Raw genomic sequence first — 19,956 nt, forward strand, 5'->3', positions numbered from 1 at the left:
AAGAGAATGCTGCTTAAAACAGGAATAATGCAGCACCGTAAGCCGGCAGATCAAATGTCAGGGAATATGGTCTGTTGTCACATTCCACTGCCTTTGCAGTAATCTCTTTCGGAATCACAGCACCGTTTCCGCCAAAATCAACATCATCGCTGTTTAAAAGCAATTTATATTTCTTCTTTTTATCAACACCGACTTGATAGTCCTTCCGTTCCATCGGAGTCATATTCAGAACAACCAGAATATTATTTCTGCCGTTTTCTGACTTTCTCACATAGCTGTAAATGCTTCTGTCTTTATCATCCGCATTGATCCATTCAAAGCTCTTCCAGTTGTTATCATTTTCAGACAGACATGGATATTTGTTGTAGATCTCCAGGAGCTTTTGTGTGTAGTATTTCATGGAACTGTGCTCTTTATCTTCAAGATAATGCCACTCCAGCTCTCTTTCTTCCGACCATTCGCAGTCCTGTCCGAAATCCTGTCCCATAAACAGAAGCTTCTTACCGCAATGGGTAAACATATAAGTATATCCTATACGCAGATTTGCGAATTTGTCTTTATAAAAGCCCGGCATTTTATTGAGCATAGAGCATTTCAGATGAACGACCTCATCATGGGAAAGCGGCAGAATATAATTTTCGCTTTCATTATAGCTCATCGCAAATGTCATTTTATAATGATTATCTTTTCTGAAGATCGGATCCAGCTTCATATAAGAGCAGAAATCATGCATCCAGCCCATATTCCATTTGAAAGTAAAGCCAAGTCCGCCTTCCTTTGGATCGCCTGTTACGAGCGGCCATGCAGTGGATTCTTCTGCGATCATCATTGTGCCCGGATATTTTTTCTTCATCATGGAATTCAGATGACGGAAAAATTCAATTGCATCCAGATTTTTATTATTGCCGAATTCATTTGGCAGCCACTGTCCGTTTTCTCTGCCGTAATCCAGATATAACATGGAAGCTACCGCATCTACTCTGAGTCCGTCAATATGGAATTTGTTGATCCAGAACATCGCATTGGCGATCAGGAAGTTGCTGACCTCATGTCTGCCATAATTAAAGATCTTTGTTCCCCAGTCAGGATGTTCTCCTCTTCTGGCATCCGGATGCTCATACAGACATGTTCCGTCAAAATTTGCCAGACCGAATTCATCCTTTGGAAAATGCGCCGGAACCCAGTCCAGAATGACACCGATATGGTGTTTATGTAAGGTATTGACCAGATACATGAAATCTTCCGGTGTTCCGTAACGGGAAGTCGGTGCATAGTAGCCTGTTACCTGATATCCCCAGGAACCGTCAAACGGATGCTCAGCAATTCCCATCAGCTCTACATGCGTATATTTCATATCCTTGCAGTATTCTACAAAGCGATCTGCAAATTCACGGTAATTATAAAATCCGGTCTCTTTCTCCGGATCACTGACCGGATGTTTCATCCAGGAACCGATATGACATTCATAAATTGCCATAGGCTGTTTTAAAACATCTTTTGTCTGCTTTTCTGTCTGCCATACAGTATCTGTCCATTTGAAACCGGAGAGATCTGTTACGATAGATGCATTATCCGGTCTGAGCTGTGCATAATTGCCGTAAGGATCTGCTTTGTACAATTTTCTGTCATCACTTGTCGTAATCACATATTTGTACATATCCCCAACCTTTGCGTCCGGAATAAATAGTGCAAAAATACCTCCGTCTGAAATACGCTCCATATTATCCTTGAAGATATCCCAGTTATTAAAAGAGCCGATCACGTTCACATATTTGGCATTTGGTGCCCATACTGCGAAGTAAACTCCCTTCTGCCCATCTACTTCCGCTTCATGCGCACCCATTTTTTCATAGATTTCATAATGTGTACCCTGTGCAAAAAGATAAGCATCTGCCTCGGTGATCATAACCGGACATTCCTGTTTTTTGCTTTCTGTCATACCTTAACCCCTTTTCTATTTTTTGATAAAATCCTTCTCTCTTAATACGATCATATCTTCTTTGTCATACCGCTTTGCAAAAACAACATCCATAAAGTGGGAAAGGTTTTTTTTGTCCGCATGACTGATCGCTTCGTTTATGATCTCTTTTACTTCCTCTACCGTAACCGCATGCTCGTTTGTCTGTTTTTCTTCAATTCGGTTATAAAGTGCCAGAACACCCATATCATCAATGGAATATTCCTGTTCCCTCGCATATTCCCGTCCAAAATTTACAAGTCCGTCATTATCCAGAACCTGAATATCGATCTTTACATTAAAGTAATCCTGTACTTTTGGATTTGAACGGATCAGTCTGTCCATATCCTGCTTGGTATCTGTCAGGATAAGCAGAATGCCTTTTCCCTGCATTTCATCACAGGCCTTTAATATACTCTGGCATACAGACTGTTTGATATCACCCGCCTGATCGATGATGATCGCACCATTTGCCGTTTTTTCAAATAATGTTGTGATATCCTTCTGTTCCAGCTCTTCTGCTGTCAGCGTTTCCGTACTTCCCGTAAAGGATTCATTCGACTGCATATCCAGTGCGATATTCTGTGCGATCGTTAACGCGCCCGTTCCTTTATCTCCTGTAATGATCACATTACCGGTAAACGGAACGAGTGAAATGGCATCCAGTGCATGTGCGATCTGTTCCTGCAGTTCTTTTGTCTGCGCGATCGCACCAAACATTTCTTTTTCTGCTTTTGTCAGAGTACGTTTTTCCAGACCGTCCGGCTTTTCTTCCTGTTTTTCTGCCGGTAAAACACTTTCCTGCTGCTTTTCGATCTCAGATAATGAAATAAAATTCTCCGGTTTGGAATCTTTTTCGGACTGTTCCATTTCTTCTTCCAGCGCCTGTACCTGCATATTGCTTGTATCATAATGCTGGTTTTCAAGTGCTGTCATCAGCTTGGCTTCCAGACCGTTGATCTCTGCCGTATTAAATTTATTCGGCCGATCCTGCAATTCTTCTTCCGCTTCATCGCCTGAAACCGGCTCTGTTTCTGTTACAGATTCTGTTTCTTCTTCTGCTGCGGATTCTTCCTGCTCAGGCTCAGCCACATAATCTGTCTGTTCTACGGAAGCAACGATCTCTTCTACAGATTCTTCTTCCGGCAGATCGATATCTTCCGCTGCAGGCTCTTCTGCTGCAACCGGTTCTTCTGTCTCGGTCTTTTCTTCTGTTGTTTCTTCTTTTAATGCATCTTCTACTTCCGTAGCAAGATCATCCGTATCGGAGAATACATCAAGAACCGGATTAATCATATCCAGATCTGACTGGACACTGGCTCTTGCTGCTGCATCAAAATCCGATAACAGAGGGCCTGTCTGCTCTAAAACCCGCTGCTTCATTTCCTGTAAATGCTTTTCTTCGTTGGCTTTCTTGGTTTCTTCCCATTCTGCCATAATATCTGCAAAACTGAGCTGACCGGTGATCTGCTTTTCTACCATCGGTTCCGGCTCTTTTACAAGTGTTTCTTCTTCCTTGATGGTTTCTGCTTCTGTTTCTTCCTCAGCAACCTCTTTGGCAGGCGTCATTTCCTTAATGGCTTCCACTGCTTCATGTGCCACTTCCTGTGCTGCCTGCTTTGCAGCCTCTTTGGCTGCTTCCTTCGCTGCTTCCATTGCAACAGTCTGAACTGCCTGGATCAGTGCTTCCGGTAACGGTTTGTCTCCGCCAAACAGAAGCGGTTTGATATCTTCCGGCTCTTGCTCTTCTGCAGATTCCGGTTCTTCTGCTGGCTCCTCTACCTGCTCTGTTTCCTCGATTTCTTCCAGTTCCTCTGTTTCCGGGAGTTCTTCTGATTCTTCAGGCTTTTCTTCTGAGAAAATTTCTGTCATTTCTACAGGTTCAGTATCTTCTGATTCTATGACAGCTTCTGCAATATCCTCTTTAGCTGCTTCCTGCTCCGTTTCTTTTTCTGCTGACTCCTCTACAGGCTCTGCTTCTTCGATCTCTTCCAGTTCTTCTGTCTCAGGAATTTCTTCCGATATATTTGTTTCTGCAGTTTTATCTTCCGATTCCCCTGCTTCTTCTATTTCTTCCGGTTTCTCATCTGCAGAAATCTCTCTCACTTCTACAGGTTCTGAATACTGCTCCGGTTCTTCAATTTCTATAGCTTCCTCTTCTACAGATTCCGGCTCCGGTTTTTCTTCCTGCTCCGCCTTTTTCTCTTCTTCTCTGAAAGCAGGCATATCTTCTATTTTCTGTGTCGTTGCCTGAAAAATAGAATCCACCGGAAGTGCCTTTGTCGCATCGGAGGCTTCCATATCTTCTTCTGCCAGCATTTCTGCTATATTTTTTGCAAGTGCTTCCTGCAGATTGATCGTGCTGTATTCATCACCGACATCGATCGTCTTTACCTGAATATCATCTATATCAGGACTTACGATCTTCATATCAGCATCTTCGTCTTCCGCTTCTGCAGAATCTGTATCTTCGTTTTCCGCCGAAGCCTCGGATTCTTCCTCTGCAGCTTCTTCGTCATTTTCTGCTTCTTCCTGCGGATACAGATTTTCAGCTTCCATTTCTTCTTCTACTTCCTTTGTCGGAATTTCCGCTGTGATCACACCTGCTGCTTCTACAGATTTGATCTCGATCGGCATAGAAGGCTGCTGTTCTTCCTGCACTTCTTCCGGTTCCGGAACTGCAAATCTTGCATTGTATTTTTCCTGCTGCTCCGGTGTCAGAGGTGCATGCAGCATTTTCAGCTCCAATGCTTTTATAACATACTTGCCTTCTCCGAACCATAAGATCAGTTCATCACATTCCTCCACACACCGTGTGGCAAGTCCGATCCTGTGATACAGATAAGCCAGCTCATATGCCCATTTTTCCCGATAATCTCTTTTCTTATATTCCTCAAGTACAGCAATACGCTCTTCCAGACTGACATCCTGTGCTTCATACAATCTGTACTGTAAAATGAAACGTCCTGTATCTCTTGGCGCGATCTGGATAAACTCTTTATAATATTCAACAGCCTGCACTGTTTCTTCCAGCTTAATGGAAAGCTCACAAAGCGAATACACGATCTTACGTGATCCCGGCTGCAGATCATAAGCTAATAATAATACTTCTTTACTTTCTTCATATCGTCTGTTGATCTTGTAAAGCTCGCTCACCTTGCAGAGCATTACAACACTTCTGACTCTTCTCCAGTCGATCGTATCTGCTATTTTTACTGCCTGTATGTAGTCCTTCTGCTCGATCAGTGCATTGATTTCCTCTGCCCTGATCCGATATTCGTATTTATCCAATTTCTTTCACCTCAATTTAATGGTAAGAACTGCTTTTTTTAAACATTCATATTCCGTTTTAGTTTAACATAGTCATATACCTGTGTCAAAATAATAACCGTGTTTTAACTGTGAATTTTTATTGTTCTTTTACCATGGAAAGCAGCAAATTGGAAAGTGTCGCAAACTGGGAAAGTGTCAGTGCTTCTCCCCGAATCGTAGCAGGCAGATCCATCTCGGAAAGTGCCGAAAGAACCTGTTCTTTTTGCGCCACACCACCGTTTGTCAGACCGTTTACCAGCGTTTTCCTTCTCTGGTTAAAACTTGCCCGGATCAGAGAAAACATATGATGTTCATCTTCTGCAAAAACAGGTGCTTCTTCATATCTCGTCAGTCTGATAACCGCGCTTCCCACATTCGGTCTTGGAATAAAGCAGTTTGGCGGAACATTCGCAACGATTTCCGGCTTTGCATAATACTGCACAGCAAGGGATAATGCGCCATAGTCTTTTGAACCCGGTCCTGTCTGCATTCTGTCAGCCACTTCCTTCTGTACCATGATCGTAATGCTTTTCAGCGGTACATGATTTTCAAACAGCCCCATAATAATCGGTGTTGTAATATAATAAGGCAGATTTGCCACCACCTTGATCGGATTTCCATTGTTCTTTTCATCTGCCAGCTTTCTGATATCCACTTTTAAGATATCCTCATTGATCACAGTGACATTTTCATAAGCAGACAAGGTATCTTCCAGAATCGGGATCAGATTTTTATCAATCTCCACAGCAACCACTTCTCTTGCATGCTCTGCCAGATACTGCGTCATCGTACCGATGCCCGGTCCGATTTCCAGCACCATATCTTCCCCTGTGATCTCCGCTGCATCTATGATCTTATCGAGCACTCTCGGATCAATCAGAAAATTCTGCCCGAATTTTTTTTGAAAATTAAAATTGTATTTCTGTAATATTTCTATCGTTCCCGATGGATTTCCTAAGTTAGCCATATTATTTTTCCTTTTTCGTTTTATGAATGAATGCTACATGAAAAATTTCGTTTCATGTTTTATTATATCAGATGAAATAATTTCTTTGTATTTTCTGTCGCAATATTTACCACTTCTTCTTCGGATATACCTTTCAGCTGTGCCAGCTCCTTTACCACATAAGGAATATTCAGGGAAGAATTTCTTTTTCCGCGATTTGGTTCCGGTGCAAGATACGGACTGTCTGTTTCCAGTAAGATCCGTTCCATCGGAATTTCCATTACCGCTTCTTTCAGCTTTTTGGCATTTTTGAAGGTAAGAACACCTCCGATACCAAAATAATATCCCATTTTCAAAAATTCTTTTGCGGATTCCTTCGTATAAGAGTAACAATGAATCACACCATTTGCCGGAAACTGCCTCAAAATTTCGATCGTATCCTGTGCTGCATCTCTGGAATGGATAATGACAGGCAGATTAACCTCCTGTGCCAGTTCCATCTGTTTGATAAACCATTTTTTCTGTATTTCCCGATCCGGCTCCGGCCAGTAATAGTCCAGTCCGATCTCTCCGATCGCTACAACCTTCTTCTTTGCAGATACTTCCTTCAGCCATGCCATCTTTTCTTCATCCAGTTCTTCCGTATCACTCGGATGAACACCGACTGCAGCATAAATAAAAGAATACTGCTCAGATAATGCTATAGAAGCCCTGCTTCCTTTTATATTGGCACCGACGTTGATAATCTTTTCAATCCCATTATCCTGCATGAATTGTAACAAACTGTCTCTGTCTTCTTCAAACGCTTCATCATCATAATGTGCATGTGAATCAATAATCATTTCAAATTTCCTCTTGTTTTTCTTTCTTTTTCACTTATTTTTAATTTTTTTAAATTTTTTTCAAAAAAAGACTTGCAAACTAAGGTTTATTATACTATAATCATACTTGCGTTGTAAATAAGGCATTTGCAATAAGCGCGATTAGCTCAGTTGGTAGAGCACCTGACTCTTAATCAGGGTGTCCAGGGTTCGAGCCCCTGATCGCGCATGAGAAGCACTGTTTTTGTGGACTTGAGCCATGGGGACGGTGCTTATTTTTTATACTTCTTTGTACAATTTGTATATTCTGTACAATACCCCCTTTTATATTTTATCATGTCCTATATTGACGTTATGCGCTACTTTAGGTACATTTAAAGTACCACTATTATTTTCAGAAATAAGAGCTATTTCTTATTTTTGAACCATTATCTAAAAGGGAGGATTTCATGAAAAAAACAAGTAAAAAATTACGCAAATTGTGGTTTATTGCTGCAATGGTTCTTCTAATTACGGTTTTCTTAGAGCCTGCAAATGTAAAAGCAGCCCAGCCACCAACTGATCTGCAGCAAACAGGTGCATCTACCAGATCAGTAGAACTGGGATGGACTGCCCAGAGCGGTGCATACGGATATATTATCCGATATGCTGCTACACCAAATGCAACAACATTTAATTACGAAAGAACAACCAAAAACGAAATTTATATTTACAGCCTTACACTTGGTACAACTTATTATGCACAGATCTGTTCTGTAGATAATTATCAGCAGTATTCCAACTATAAAACCTATACACCTGCTGCATGGTCAAAGGTTATTGAATTTAATACAGCACCTGATACGATTTCTACGGTTACACAGACAAATGCAACAAATAATTCGGTTACAGTTTCCTGGGCTCCGGTTACAGGTGCTACACATTATCTGATTGGTATTGGCAGTACTTCCAATGAAGAAACTGCACAGGCTTATGGTACAACAACAAACTGCTCTGTTACTTTACAGACACAGCCAAATGTTTCATTTTATGTATTTGTGTATCCGGTCCGTAAATCTGCGGGAGCGGAAAAATTTGTAACTACTTCATACAATTACAGTTCCAGAAAATGCAAAACAGTCCCGACTGCTCCAAACAATGTATCTATCAAACAGCGTAGCAACAATTCAACATATTTCACATGGAATGCTACTTCTACGACAGACAATACAGATGGTTACGAACTGGAAATTAAAAATGCAAAGAACAAAAAAATTGCAAAAGAAAATGTAAGCATTTATTCATCCTACAAAGCTATCTATAACAAGAAACTCTTTACACAGCCATTCCAGTACAGAATGAGAGCTTATGTTGAAATCAACGGTCAGAAAAAGTACAGTGTATGGTCATCCATGAAGAAATACATTCCGGGCGCAGTTCCGAAAAAGATCGTCAGAGCAAGCAGATATGCAACATCCGGTAAATTAACCTGGACTAAAGTTACAGGTGCAACATCTTACACAGTTTACTGGAAAACATCTTTAAAGGGCAAATGGAAAGCTGTTGCAAAGAATGTAAAAGGCACAAGCGCCAACGTGAAGTACAATCCAAAGTCTAAGAACAACTTCTACTATATCAAAGCAAATAAAGTAAAATTTGGTAAGAAGAAATATAACAGTTCTTCAGACAGCAAGAACTTAGATGTTTACGGTGTAATACCAAGATATTAATATAGAGCTGATGAGTTTAAAATAAGTTAAAATAAAAATTCCTGCAATCGTTTTTCATGAAATGATTGCAGGAATTTTTTCATCTTAAACATATTAAGCCGCTTCCGGCGTTTTTGAGAACAACACTTTCAGCAAAATAGGCGTTGCGATCGAAGAAACAATGATCAGCAGAATAACCGATGTAAAATAAACCGGCTCTACCAATCCGACAGAAAGTCCCTTCTGCGCTACGATCAGTGCTACTTCACCTCTTGTCATCATACCAACACCAATCTTAATAGAATCTGCAAAGCTGAATCTGCAGATCTTTGCCATCAGACCACAACCAATGATCTTGGAAAGCAGTGCTACAATGACAAATCCAATAGAAAACAGCAGGATTGGAATATTCATATCATCAATATCCGTTTTCAATCCGATGGAAGCAAAGAAAACAGGACCAAATAACATATAAGAGTTAATATCCATCTTTTCTGCTATATAATCGGAATCATTGATACTGCAAAGGATAATACCGGCAAAATAAGCACCTGTAATATCCGCAATGCCAAAGAAATGCTCTGCAATATAGGCAAATGCAAAACAGTAAGCAAGTCCGGCAATTGGAATTCTTCTCGTATGCGGATATCTTTTATCCACGATCTTAAACACTTTATAGCTGATAAATCCGACAACGATCGCAAATACAAAGAATAATAATGTGCTGATCACAACCTTGGAAGGTTCTGTTTCAGGATCTTTAAATCCGATAACAAATGTCAGAACCATAATACCAATGACATCATCAATAATAGCTGCACTTAAAATGGTTGTACCAACCTTTGTTTTCAGTTTGCCCATTTCCTTCAGGGAAGAAACGGTAATACTGACACTCGTTGCAGTCATGATCGTACCGATAAAAACTGCCTTGTAAAAACCTTCGCTGCCCCATGGCTGCGCGCCATAATAACAGATATAAAAGACTGCTCCAAGTACAAGTGGAACAAATACACCACAGCAGGCAATCAGAAATGCGATCGGTCCTGTTTTTAAAAGTTCCTTCAGATCTGTACCAAGTCCGGCACTGAACATCAGAAGTACAACACCGATCTCCGCCATCTGTACAATAAAATCTGTCTGATCTACCAGACCGAGCACGCTCGGTCCGATCAACAGACCTGCCACAATTTCACCTACAACCTGTGGCGCTTTACATTTTCTTGCTACAATACCAAAAAATTTTGCAAATATAATTATGATCGCAAGATCACGAAATACATCATATGCTTCCATTATTCTTCATCCTCCGGAAAGCTTTCTGTCTTTTCCTCAACAATTTCTTCAGGCTCTTCCACATCTTCGATATTTTCTATCTCATGATCTCCATCGGAAACCTTTTCACGAACTTTCGCGATTTTAGCAACCTTTACATTTTCATCCAGATTGATCATTTTAACACCGGATGTGATACGGCCAAGCGTTGATACATCTTCCATACGAAGCTGGATGATAATGCCTTCCGTTGTGATCATCATGATCTCATGATCATCATTGACCGCCTTTACACCGACTACATATCCTGTCTTATCTGTGATCTTATAGCATTTTACACCCTTACCGCCACGTTTCTGTACGGTAAATTCATCCAGATAGGTTCTCTTTCCCATACCCTTTTCGGATACGATCAGAAGACTGTCTCCCTGATGATCAAGCTGCATACCAATGATCTCATCCTGATCTGTCAGATTCATACCGATAACACCCATGGAAGTTCTTCCCGTTGCTCTGACATCTGTTTCCTTAAAGCGGATACACATACCATTCTTTGTTACCAGGAAGATCTCTGTGTCTTTATCAGTCAGTTTTACTTCTATCAGCTCGTCATCATCTCTTAAATTGATGGCAGCAAGACCGTTTTTGCGGATATTGTTGAATTCATCGATCGGTGTTTTCTTTACGATACCGTTTTTCGTTACCATAAAGAGATTTTTTCCGGTAAGCTCATGATCATCCGGAATCGGAATGACTGCATTTACCTTTTCTCCCGGATTAAGCTGCAGCAGATTGATGATTGCTGTACCTCTTGCCGTTCTGCCTGCTTCCGGAATCTCGTATCCCTTCATACGGTAAACACGGCCAAAGTTTGTAAAGAACATGATATAGTAATGCGTATGCATCATCAGCAGATCTTCGATGTAATCATCTTCAATCGTCTGCATTCCTTTGATTCCCTTACCGCCTCTGTTCTGTGCACGGAAATTATCGACTGTCATACGTTTGATATAACCAAGTGATGTCATGGCAATGACTGTATTTTCTCTTGGGATCATATCTTCCATGCTGATATCAAATTCATCAAATCCAATCTTGGATCTTCTGTCATCACCGTATTTATCGGCGATTGCTTTGATTTCTGTCTTGATAACACCCAACAGAAGTTTTTCATCACCCAGAATTGCTTTGAGTTCTGCAATTCTTTTTACCAGTTCTGCATGCTCTGCCTCTAACTTCTCTCTTTCCAGACCTGTCAGAGCACGAAGTCTCATATCGACGATCGCCTGTGCCTGTGCATCGGAAAGACCGAAGCGGTTTATTAAATTTTCTTTTGCAACCTGTGTATTTGCACTGCCTCTGATGATCTGGATCACTTCATCGATATTATCCAGCGCGATCAGTAAGCCCTGTAAAATATGATCTCTTTCTTCTGCTTTATTCAAATCATATTTGGTTCTTCTTGTTACAACCTCTTCCTGATGCTTTAAGTAATACTTAAGCATATCCAGAAGATTCAGTACCTTTGGCTGATTATCCACAAGAGCCAGCATAATGACACCAAATGTATCCTGAAGCTGTGTATGTTTGTAAAGCTGGTTCAGGATAATATTCGGATTGACATCTTTTCTGAGCTCAATGACAACTCTTGTACCTTCCCGGCTTGATTCATCACGAAGATCTGTGATACCGTCTATCTTTTTCAGTTTTACAAGCTCTGCTATCTTTATGATCAGGTTTGCTTTATTTACCATATACGGAAGCTCAGTGACTACAATCCTGTTCTTTCCGTTTGGCATTGTTTCAATATTGCTGACAGCTCTGACTCTGATCTTACCGCGGCCTGTCCGATATGCTTCCTCACATCCCTTTGTACCAAGGATCACTGCGCCGGTCGGAAAATCCGGTGCTTTGATGATAGGCAGGATTTCTTCAATATCGGTATCTCTGTCTTCATCGATCTTATTATCAATGATCTTTACAACACCATCTACCACTTCTCTTAAATTGTGTGGCGGAATGTTGGTTGCCATACCAACTGCAATACCTGTTGTACCGTTTACCAGCAGATTCGGATAACGGCTTGGCAGTACGGAAGGTTCTTTTTCAGTTTCATCAAAGTTTGGAACAAAATCAACTGTATCTTTGTTGATATCCGCAAGAAGCTCCATGGAAATCTTGGAAAGTCTTGCTTCTGTATAACGCATGGCTGCTGCGCCGTCTCCATCCACAGAACCGAAGTTACCGTGACCGTCTACCAGTGGATAACGTGTTGACCATTCCTGTGCCATGTTGACAAGTGCTCCGTAAATAGAACTGTCTCCATGCGGATGATATTTACCCATTGTATCACCGACGATACGCGCACTCTTACGATGTGGCTTATCCGGTCCGTTATTCAGCTCGATCATAGAATAAAGAACACGTCTCTGTACCGGTTTTAAACCATCTCTGACATCCGGAAGCGCTCTCGATGCAATAACACTCATTGCATAATCGATATAGGAGGTTTCCATTGTCTTTTTCAAGTCAACATGCTTGACCTTATCAAATATATTCTGATCCATCATTTCGTCCATGACTTTCCTCCTAAACTAAATATCCAGATTCTTTACAAATTTGGCGTTTTCTTCAATAAACTCACGTCTTGGCTCTACCTTATCACCCATTAAGGTTGTAAAAGTAAGATCAAGCTCAGATTCTGCCTCATCGTCAATCACAACTTTTAATAAAACACGTCTTTCCGGATCCATGGTTGTTTCCCAAAGCTGCTCCGCATCCATTTCACCCAGACCTTTGTAACGCTGGATCCTGTTATTCTGGTCACGGCCTACTTCATTTAAGATCTTATCCAGTTCTTCATCACTGTAGGCATACCAGATCTTCTTATTCTTTTCCAGCTTGTAAAGTGGTGGCTGCGCCAGATATACATATCCCTGTTTGATCAGCTCAGGCATAAAACGATAAATAAATGTAAGCATCAGTGTTGCAATATGTGCACCATCCACATCGGCATCGGTCATAATGATGATCTTATGATAACGAAGTTTTGAAATATCAAAATCTTCATGAATACCTGTACCGAATGCAGTGATCATTGCTTTGATCTCCGCATTTCCGTAAATACGGTCAAGTCTTGCTTTTTCTACATTTAAGATCTTACCACGCAGTGGAAGGATAGCCTGTGTTGCACGGTCTCTGGCTGTTTTTGCGGATCCGCCGGCGGAATCTCCCTCTACGATGTAAATTTCACAGTTTTTCGGATCCTTATCGGAGCAGTCTGCCAGTTTACCCGGAAGTGCTGTATCTCCCAAAGCTGTTTTTCTTCTTGTCAGATCTCTCGCCTTTCTGGCTGCATCTCTGGCACGCTGTGCCATAATAGATTTTTCACAGATAATTTTTGCCACCTGCGGATTCTGCTCCAGATAATAGGTAAGCTGCTCGCTGACTACAGAATCAACAGCTCCTCTTGCTTCGGAGTTACCCAGTTTCTGCTTTGTCTGACCTTCGAACTGCGGATCCTCGATCTTGATGGAAACGATTGCTGTCAGACCTTCTCTGATATCTTCACCGGAAAGATTTGCCTCGCTGTCTTTTAACAGCTTATTATTTCTGGCATAATCATTGAATGTTTTTGTCAGGGCATTTCGATAACCGGCAAGATGTGTACCACCTTCCGGTGTATTGATATTATTTACAAAGCTGAAGGCTGATTCATTGTAGGAATCATTATGCTGCATCGCAACTTCCACATAAACGCCGTCTTTTTTTCCTTCAAAGTAAAGTACATCCTCATAAAGCGGTGTTTTGCTGGAATTTAAGTATTTGACAAATTCCTTGATACCACCTTCATAGTGGAACACCTTTTCATAATTTTCTTCTCTTTTATCAGTCAGAACGATCTTCAGATTCTTTGTCAGGAATGCCATTTCACGCAGTCTCTGCTTTAAAATATCATGATCGTAAACTGTATCTTCAAAAATCGTATCATCCGGTAAGAATGTAACCTTTGTACCGGTCTTTTCTTTATCACATTCTCCAACTACCTTCAGCGGATAGCAGACATGTCCCTTTTCATACCGCTGCTGGTAAATCTTGCCTTCGCTGTAGATCTGTACTTCCAGCCAGTTGGAAAGCGCATTGACAACAGAAGCACCAACGCCGTGCAGACCACCGGATACTTTGTATCCGCCACCGCCGAACTTTCCGCCCGCATGTAAGATCGTAAATACAACCTCAACAGCAGGAATCCCTGCTTTATGATTGATACCGACAGGAATACCTCGACCGTTATCAATAACGGTAATAGAATTATCTTCATTGATAAAAACCTGGATTTCCGTACAATAACCGGCAAGTGCTTCATCAACAGAATTGTCTACGATCTCATAAACAAGATGATGTAAACCTCTCGAAGAAGTACTTCCGATGTACATTCCCGGTCTTTTACGGACAGCCTCAAGTCCTTCTAATATCTGAATATTATCTGCTCCGTAATTTTCACTCATGCTCTGCCTCCTATAATGCTAATTCTCTGATTCTATCCTGCCATTTGTTACTTTAAATATCTTATCGATGGAAAATCTGTTATTGATAAACTCATCCAGACCCGTACAGGTAATGATCGTCTGGATATTTCCAATATTATTTAACAGATAGTTCTGTCTGTTGCTGTCAAGCTCTGAAAGAACATCATCTAACAGAAGTACCGGATTATCACCCGTTACTTTTTTCACCAGCTCTATTTCCGAAAGCTTCAAAGATAAAGCTGCTGTTCTCTGTTGTCCCTGCGAGCCGTACTTTCTGATATCCACACCGTTTGCCACAAAACTGAAATCATCTCTGTGCGGTCCAACGGATGTCATTTTATACTTGATATCTTTCTCACGGGAAATCCGCAGAGCATTTTCAAAGTTTTCTGCTTCCGTATCCGGCTCATACACGATCACAAGCTCTTCCTTATCACCGGAAAGATTTTTATGGATTCCATAAATGATCTCGTTGAGCTGGTCTACAAATTCTTTTCTTCTTTCAATGATCTGTTTGCCATATGTAACAAGCTGCATATCCCACACGTGCAGTGTTTCGGAAATATCTGTATTGTGATAAAAGTCCTTCAGCAGCTTATTTCTCTGATTCACTATTTTATTATATTGGTTGAGATTATAAAGATAATATTTATCAATCTGACAGAGCTCCATGTCAACAAATCTTCTTCTCTCGGAAGGACCGTTTTTAATGATGGAAAGATCCTCCGGCGAGAAAAATACCACATTCAAAAGACCAAGCAGCTGCGCTGCTTTCTTTAAATACTGTCCGTTGACCGCAATCCCTTTTGACTTGCTTTTTTTCAGATGCATATCAACTCTGTATTCCATTCCCTCTTTATCCAGATTCGTGCGGATATGTGCTTCCTCCTGCCCAAATCTGATCATCTCTTTATCCTTACTTCCTTTGTGAGATTTTGTAGTGGCTGACAGATAAACAGCCTCTAATACATTGGTTTTTCCCTGCGCATTATCACCATATAAAATATTGGTGCCTTTCTCAAAAGAAAGCTCCAGATTTTCATAATTTCTGAAATTTTCAAGCTTAATAGATTTTATGATCACAGTTTAACCTACTTTACGACTACAAATTGCTTTCCTGCTGCTTCAAACGTATCTCCGGGATATACCTTCTTCCCTCTCTGCAGCTCTGTCTGTCCATTATATTTCACTTCTCCATCCTGTATCATGATCTTGGCATCAATACCGGATGCGGCAATTCCTGAAAGCTTCAATGCCTGTCCCAGCTTTATAAATTCATCTTTTATTTTTAATTCTTCCATTTATGCTTCTCTCTCTTTTATTTGATGACATTAAAATTAACAGGAAGGATCAGATACAAATATGTACCCTTTTCGTCCTTAATGAAACATGGTGCTTTTGGATTTACCATAAACATTTCAATTTCTTCATCATCAATTACCTTTAATGCATCGATCATGAATTTCGGATTGAATCCTATCATCAGATCCTTTCCTTCTTTTCTGATATCGATCAGTTCGTTCATACTACCGATCGTAGAATTGATACGAAGCTCCATGCTGACATCATTGATATCCATGATGATCGGCTTCTTATCGCCTTCTTTTACCATAAGTGTTGCTCTGTCGATACAGTTTAAAAGCTCTTTCTTATTGATCTTTACTTTTGTTTCATAATCAGAAGAGATCATCTGATCTACCTTGAAGTATTCTCCTTCGATCAGTCTGGAAACAACGACCGTCTGATCAAATTCAAAAATAATATGCTTATCGGTAAAATAAATGCTGACGTCTTTATCTGCATCTCCCGATAAGATCTTGCTGATCTCATTTAAAGTCTTGCCCGGAACGATCACCTTTTTATAATCATAGGCATTTTTCAGGAATGTATTGCGGATGGAAATACGATGTCCATCCAGAGATACTACTTTGAGTACATCCTCTTTAATTTCAAAGAGTTCTCCTGTCATCAGCTTATTTGTATCGTTGTCTGCAATAGAGAAAATAGTCTGTCTGATGATTTCTTTTAAAGTAAACTGTGAAATGATCACAGGATTTTCTCTTTCAATGACAGGCAGATAAGAAAAATCTTCTCCTGATTTACCTACAATGTTAAAATGTGCTTTTTCACAGGAGATAAATGTATTCAAATTCTGATCTGTTTCTATTGTTACATCATTATCAGGAAGCTTACGTACAATCTCTAAGAAAAATTTGGCTTCAATGGCAATGATACCGCTTTCTGCAATCTCACCTTCAATGATCGTTTCAATACCAAGATCCATATCATTGGCAGTCAGCTTGATGATACCCTGTGATGCATCAACTAAGATACATTCCAGGATAGGCATTGTTGTTTTACTGGATACAGCTTTTGATACAATCTGTACACCGTTTAATAAATTAGATTTTTTACATATGATCTTCATAGCCTTAAAACTCCTTCAAAACAAAAAGTGGAAAAAGTAAAAATTTGCATATAATACATATTAAAAGATTATTTCATAATATTCTTCGTAATAGATGTGGATTTGTTGATAACCCTTTCTATTATACTATTTTATCGGAAAAAATGGAATGGATAACTTCGTATATTGTTTTAAATTTTAGGGGGATAAAAGGGTATTTTTCAACATTCCTTTTTCAAACAGAAATCGTTTAAGCTGTAAAGGAAAACAGAAATAAACATTTATAAAAGTTTATCAACTGCATTTCAACTGTATTTACCCACATTATCCACACAAAAATGTGTATTAAGCAGGATTGATCTTCTTTTTAATAATTTCTATTTTATTGCGAAGATCTTCACTGCCTTCCATTTCTTTCTTGATCTTATCGACACCATGCATAACGGTAGTATGGTCTTTGTTACCGATCGTTTTACCGATGGATTTATAAGGAATATCGATAAGCTCTCTGCAAAGATACATATAAATCTGTCTTGGCATGACAATTTCGGAATTTCTCTTGGAAGAAGCAATATCGGAAGCAGAAATATTAAAGTGTTCCGCTACAATATTCATAATAAGCTCCGGCGTAATTTCCTTTGGAGCTTCCGGATAAATAATATCCTTCAGGGCATCTTCTGCCAGGGAAAGAGATAATTCTGTATTATTCAGTCTGGAAGAAGCTATTACCTTACGGAGAGCACCTTCCAGCTCACGGATATTGGATTTGATGTTGGTAGCGATGTATTTCAGTATTTCTTCATCAATATCCTGGTCGTAATTTTCAATATTCTTTTTCAAAATCGCCATTCTGGTCTCGTAATCCGGCGGCTGGATATCAGCAATGAGTCCCCATTCAAAACGGGAACGGAATCTTTCATCCAAAGTTTCCATTTCTTTTGGTGGTTTATCGGAGGAAAGAATGATCTGTTTGCCTGCTGTATGCAGCGCATTGAAGGTATGGAAAAATTCTTCCTGTGTACTTTCCTTTCCTATAATAAACTGTACATCATCCAGAAGCAGGACATCGATCGTTCTGTATTTTTCACGCAGGTTTGTCATGGAAGCTGCATTACCGGAACGAATTGATTCGATTACTTCATTTGTAAACTGCTCGGAATTGACGTAAAGCACTTTTTTCTCGGAATTCTGTTCCAAAATAAAATGTCCGATGGAATGCATCAGATGGGTCTTTCCAAGACCGGCTCCTCCGTAAAGGAAAAGCGGATTGTAAACTTCACCCGGAGATTCTGCAACAGCAAGTGCTGCGGAATGTGCAAATTTGTTGTTGCTGCCTACAACGAAGGTATCGAAATTATATTTTGGATTTAAGTTAGCTTTCGCGCTGTTGATATTATAAATATAATTTTCTTCTTCGTTTTCTTTCTTATTATGAATGTCCTTTTCTAATAAGAAGGAAACGTTATATTCATGATTGAACATTTCAGAGATGGATACCTGAAAGTAGTTTTTATATTTAGCAGAAATATAGCTGACTGCATGTGCCTGATCAGAAGGAATGACGATCTGTACCGTATCGTGATCTACGTCGTGAAATTTCAGTGGCTGGATCCATGTATTAAATGATACGGGAGAAAGATCATATTCTGTTTTGATATGCTGCTTGATTTCTTCCCATTTTTCACCGATCTGATTCATGATTGATTCTCCTTACCTAAATGTATTACTATATTAAACTAAACTTGAAAAAAATTCAAATCAGAGGGGCTTTCAATAATTTTTTATAAAAAAAATTTTATTATGTAAATTCAGGGTAAAAATGTTGAAAACTTTTTTGAAGTTATCAACATTCAAAACCCTATAAAATGGGAAAAATTGAAAAATAATTGTGTGGAAAAACAAAGTTATCCACATTCCATGCACATTTTGTGTATAAATTTATGTAAATAAGTGCAAAATTTTTTACTCTGTGAAAAACTAGATATAGTATGTGGAAAGAATGGCAGAAGACAAGATATAGAGTGAAAAAAATTAAAAAAATTTTTTATGATTTATAAGGCTTGACGAGGTTTCTTCTTTCTTATATAATCGTTAATGATGTTTTCTAATCGTTAAAAAGGAGGTGTATATCGATGAAAATGACATTTCAGCCAAAGAAGAGACAGAGATCTAAGGTTCATGGTTTTAGAGCAAGAATGAGTTCTGCAGGTGGAAGAAAAGTTTTAGCTGCAAGAAGAGCTAAAGGAAGAAAGAGATTATCAGCTTAGGTCACATTTATGTGACCTATTTTTCTCTCATGAGGAAAGTTTATGAAATTTTCAGAATCGCTGAAAAAAAACAGAGATTTTCAATATGTCTATCGAAATGGCAGATCTTTTGCCAATAAGTATTTTATTATGTATGTATTAGAAAACAGTCAGGATAGAAATTATATTGGAATATCTGTAAGTAAGAAAGTGGGCAATAGTGTCGTCAGACATCACCTGTGCAGAATTGTCCGCGAAATTTACAGACTACATGAAGATATGCTTAATAGTGGTTTAAGCATAGTAGTCATTGCACGACCAAATGCAAAGGACGTTTCTTATAAGGAAGCGGAATCTGCTTTTTTACATCTTGTAAAACTCCATGGTATTTCACATGCAGATGGAGAAGTTAGAAATTGATATGAAAAAATTATTTCTTTTTATCATTAAATTCTATAGAAAATATATTTCGCCAATGAAAAGTACAAAATGTCCTTATATTCCTTCCTGTTCCGAATATGGTATGGAAGCGATTGAAAAATATGGGGCACTTAAGGGCGGAGCCCTTGCTTTATGGCGGATTATAAGATGTAATCCTTTTTCAAAAGGCGGGTATGATCCTGTACCCTGATCATTTCGTTACCATTAGGTAATTCAGGAGGAGCATTCCTGTAATTCATTAAAAGCGCCAATTGAATAAAAAAGAACCTCAAGGTAAGATTGAGTTGCATCTTGGCGGATGTAAACAAAACAATCAGACCGGAGGTTCAACATGAAT

General features: G+C 39.5%; 15 protein-coding genes and 1 tRNA gene. 5 read left to right on the plus strand and 11 right to left on the minus strand.

Annotation, left to right across the window (positions count from 1 at the left end; all coding sequences use genetic code 11):
* Positions 1 to 13: 13 nt before the first annotated feature.
* The 4 genes from glgB to KQI22_RS03055 all read right to left on the minus strand — a co-directional run bounded on the left by glgB (position 14) and on the right by KQI22_RS03055 (position 7,057).
* Positions 14 to 1,939, minus strand: coding sequence for a 1,4-alpha-glucan branching protein GlgB (gene glgB / locus KQI22_RS03040; RefSeq protein WP_216550595.1), 1,926 nt, complete (start codon positions 1,937 to 1,939; stop codon positions 14 to 16).
* Between the two features lie 15 nt (positions 1,940 to 1,954).
* The gene (locus tag KQI22_RS03045) at positions 1,955 to 5,248 is read right to left on the minus strand and encodes a tetratricopeptide repeat protein (RefSeq protein WP_216550596.1); all 3,294 of its coding nucleotides are present in this window, start codon (positions 5,246 to 5,248) and stop codon (positions 1,955 to 1,957) included.
* Positions 5,249 to 5,366: 118 nt separating this feature from the next.
* Positions 5,367 to 6,236 (minus strand): 16S rRNA (adenine(1518)-N(6)/adenine(1519)-N(6))-dimethyltransferase RsmA, encoded by an 870-nt coding sequence (gene rsmA / locus KQI22_RS03050; RefSeq protein WP_216550597.1) that lies wholly within the window; start codon positions 6,234 to 6,236, stop codon positions 5,367 to 5,369.
* Between the two features lie 62 nt (positions 6,237 to 6,298).
* Positions 6,299 to 7,057, minus strand: a complete 759-nt coding sequence (locus KQI22_RS03055; protein ID WP_216550598.1) for a TatD family hydrolase — start codon at positions 7,055 to 7,057, stop codon at positions 6,299 to 6,301.
* A gap of 135 nt (positions 7,058 to 7,192) precedes the next feature.
* Here KQI22_RS03055 and KQI22_RS03060 point away from each other — a divergent pair.
* Both KQI22_RS03060 and KQI22_RS03065 read left to right on the plus strand, forming a co-directional pair.
* Positions 7,193 to 7,265 (plus strand) — tRNA-Lys (locus KQI22_RS03060).
* A 220-nt stretch (positions 7,266 to 7,485) separates the two neighbouring features.
* On the plus strand, positions 7,486 to 8,745 hold the full coding sequence (locus KQI22_RS03065; RefSeq protein WP_216550599.1) for a hypothetical protein: 1,260 nt from the start codon (positions 7,486 to 7,488) through the stop codon (positions 8,743 to 8,745).
* A gap of 93 nt (positions 8,746 to 8,838) precedes the next feature.
* Here KQI22_RS03065 and KQI22_RS03070 read toward each other — a convergent pair whose 3' ends face one another.
* From KQI22_RS03070 to dnaA, 7 genes are all read right to left on the minus strand, one after another.
* Positions 8,839 to 10,017, minus strand: a complete 1,179-nt coding sequence (locus tag KQI22_RS03070) for a cation:proton antiporter (RefSeq protein ID WP_216550600.1) — start codon at positions 10,015 to 10,017, stop codon at positions 8,839 to 8,841.
* The gene (gyrA, locus tag KQI22_RS03075) at positions 10,017 to 12,563 is read right to left on the minus strand and encodes a DNA gyrase subunit A (RefSeq protein ID WP_305854757.1); all 2,547 of its coding nucleotides are present in this window, start codon (positions 12,561 to 12,563) and stop codon (positions 10,017 to 10,019) included. Before gyrA ends, KQI22_RS03070 begins: the two co-directional genes overlap by 1 nt.
* Before the next feature lie 27 nt (positions 12,564 to 12,590).
* Entirely contained in the window at positions 12,591 to 14,504 is a 1,914-nt protein-coding gene (gyrB, locus tag KQI22_RS03080; protein WP_216550601.1) for a DNA topoisomerase (ATP-hydrolyzing) subunit B, read from the minus strand.
* Between the two features lie 18 nt (positions 14,505 to 14,522).
* Complete coding sequence (recF, locus tag KQI22_RS03085; RefSeq protein WP_216550602.1) at positions 14,523 to 15,608, minus strand: DNA replication/repair protein RecF; 1,086 nt, start codon at positions 15,606 to 15,608, stop codon at positions 14,523 to 14,525.
* A gap of 8 nt (positions 15,609 to 15,616) precedes the next feature.
* Positions 15,617 to 15,826 (minus strand): RNA-binding S4 domain-containing protein, encoded by a 210-nt coding sequence (locus tag KQI22_RS03090; protein WP_216550603.1) that lies wholly within the window; start codon positions 15,824 to 15,826, stop codon positions 15,617 to 15,619.
* Between the two features lie 17 nt (positions 15,827 to 15,843).
* Entirely contained in the window at positions 15,844 to 16,953 is a 1,110-nt protein-coding gene (gene dnaN / locus KQI22_RS03095) for a DNA polymerase III subunit beta (protein ID WP_216550604.1), read from the minus strand.
* Between the two features lie 324 nt (positions 16,954 to 17,277).
* A complete protein-coding gene (gene dnaA / locus KQI22_RS03100) occupies positions 17,278 to 18,630 on the minus strand; it encodes a chromosomal replication initiator protein DnaA (protein WP_216550605.1) in 1,353 nt (450 codons plus the stop codon).
* 434 nt (positions 18,631 to 19,064) lie between these two features.
* Here dnaA and rpmH point away from each other — a divergent pair, with 434 nt between their 5' ends.
* From rpmH to yidD, 3 genes are read left to right on the plus strand one after another with little or no spacing between them, the layout of a single operon-like run.
* A complete protein-coding gene (gene rpmH / locus KQI22_RS03105) occupies positions 19,065 to 19,199 on the plus strand; it encodes a 50S ribosomal protein L34 (RefSeq protein WP_022003951.1) in 135 nt (44 codons plus the stop codon).
* Positions 19,200 to 19,241: 42 nt separating this feature from the next.
* On the plus strand, positions 19,242 to 19,598 hold the full coding sequence (gene rnpA, locus KQI22_RS03110) for a ribonuclease P protein component (protein WP_216550606.1): 357 nt from the start codon (positions 19,242 to 19,244) through the stop codon (positions 19,596 to 19,598).
* A gap of 1 nt (position 19,599) precedes the next feature.
* A complete protein-coding gene (yidD, locus tag KQI22_RS03115) occupies positions 19,600 to 19,809 on the plus strand; it encodes a membrane protein insertion efficiency factor YidD (RefSeq protein WP_216550627.1) in 210 nt (69 codons plus the stop codon).
* The last annotated feature ends 147 nt before the right edge of the window (positions 19,810 to 19,956 follow it).

It is taken from the genome of Kineothrix sp. MSJ-39 (assembly GCF_018917935.1).
Lineage (GTDB): Bacteria > Bacillota > Clostridia > Lachnospirales > Lachnospiraceae > CAG-194.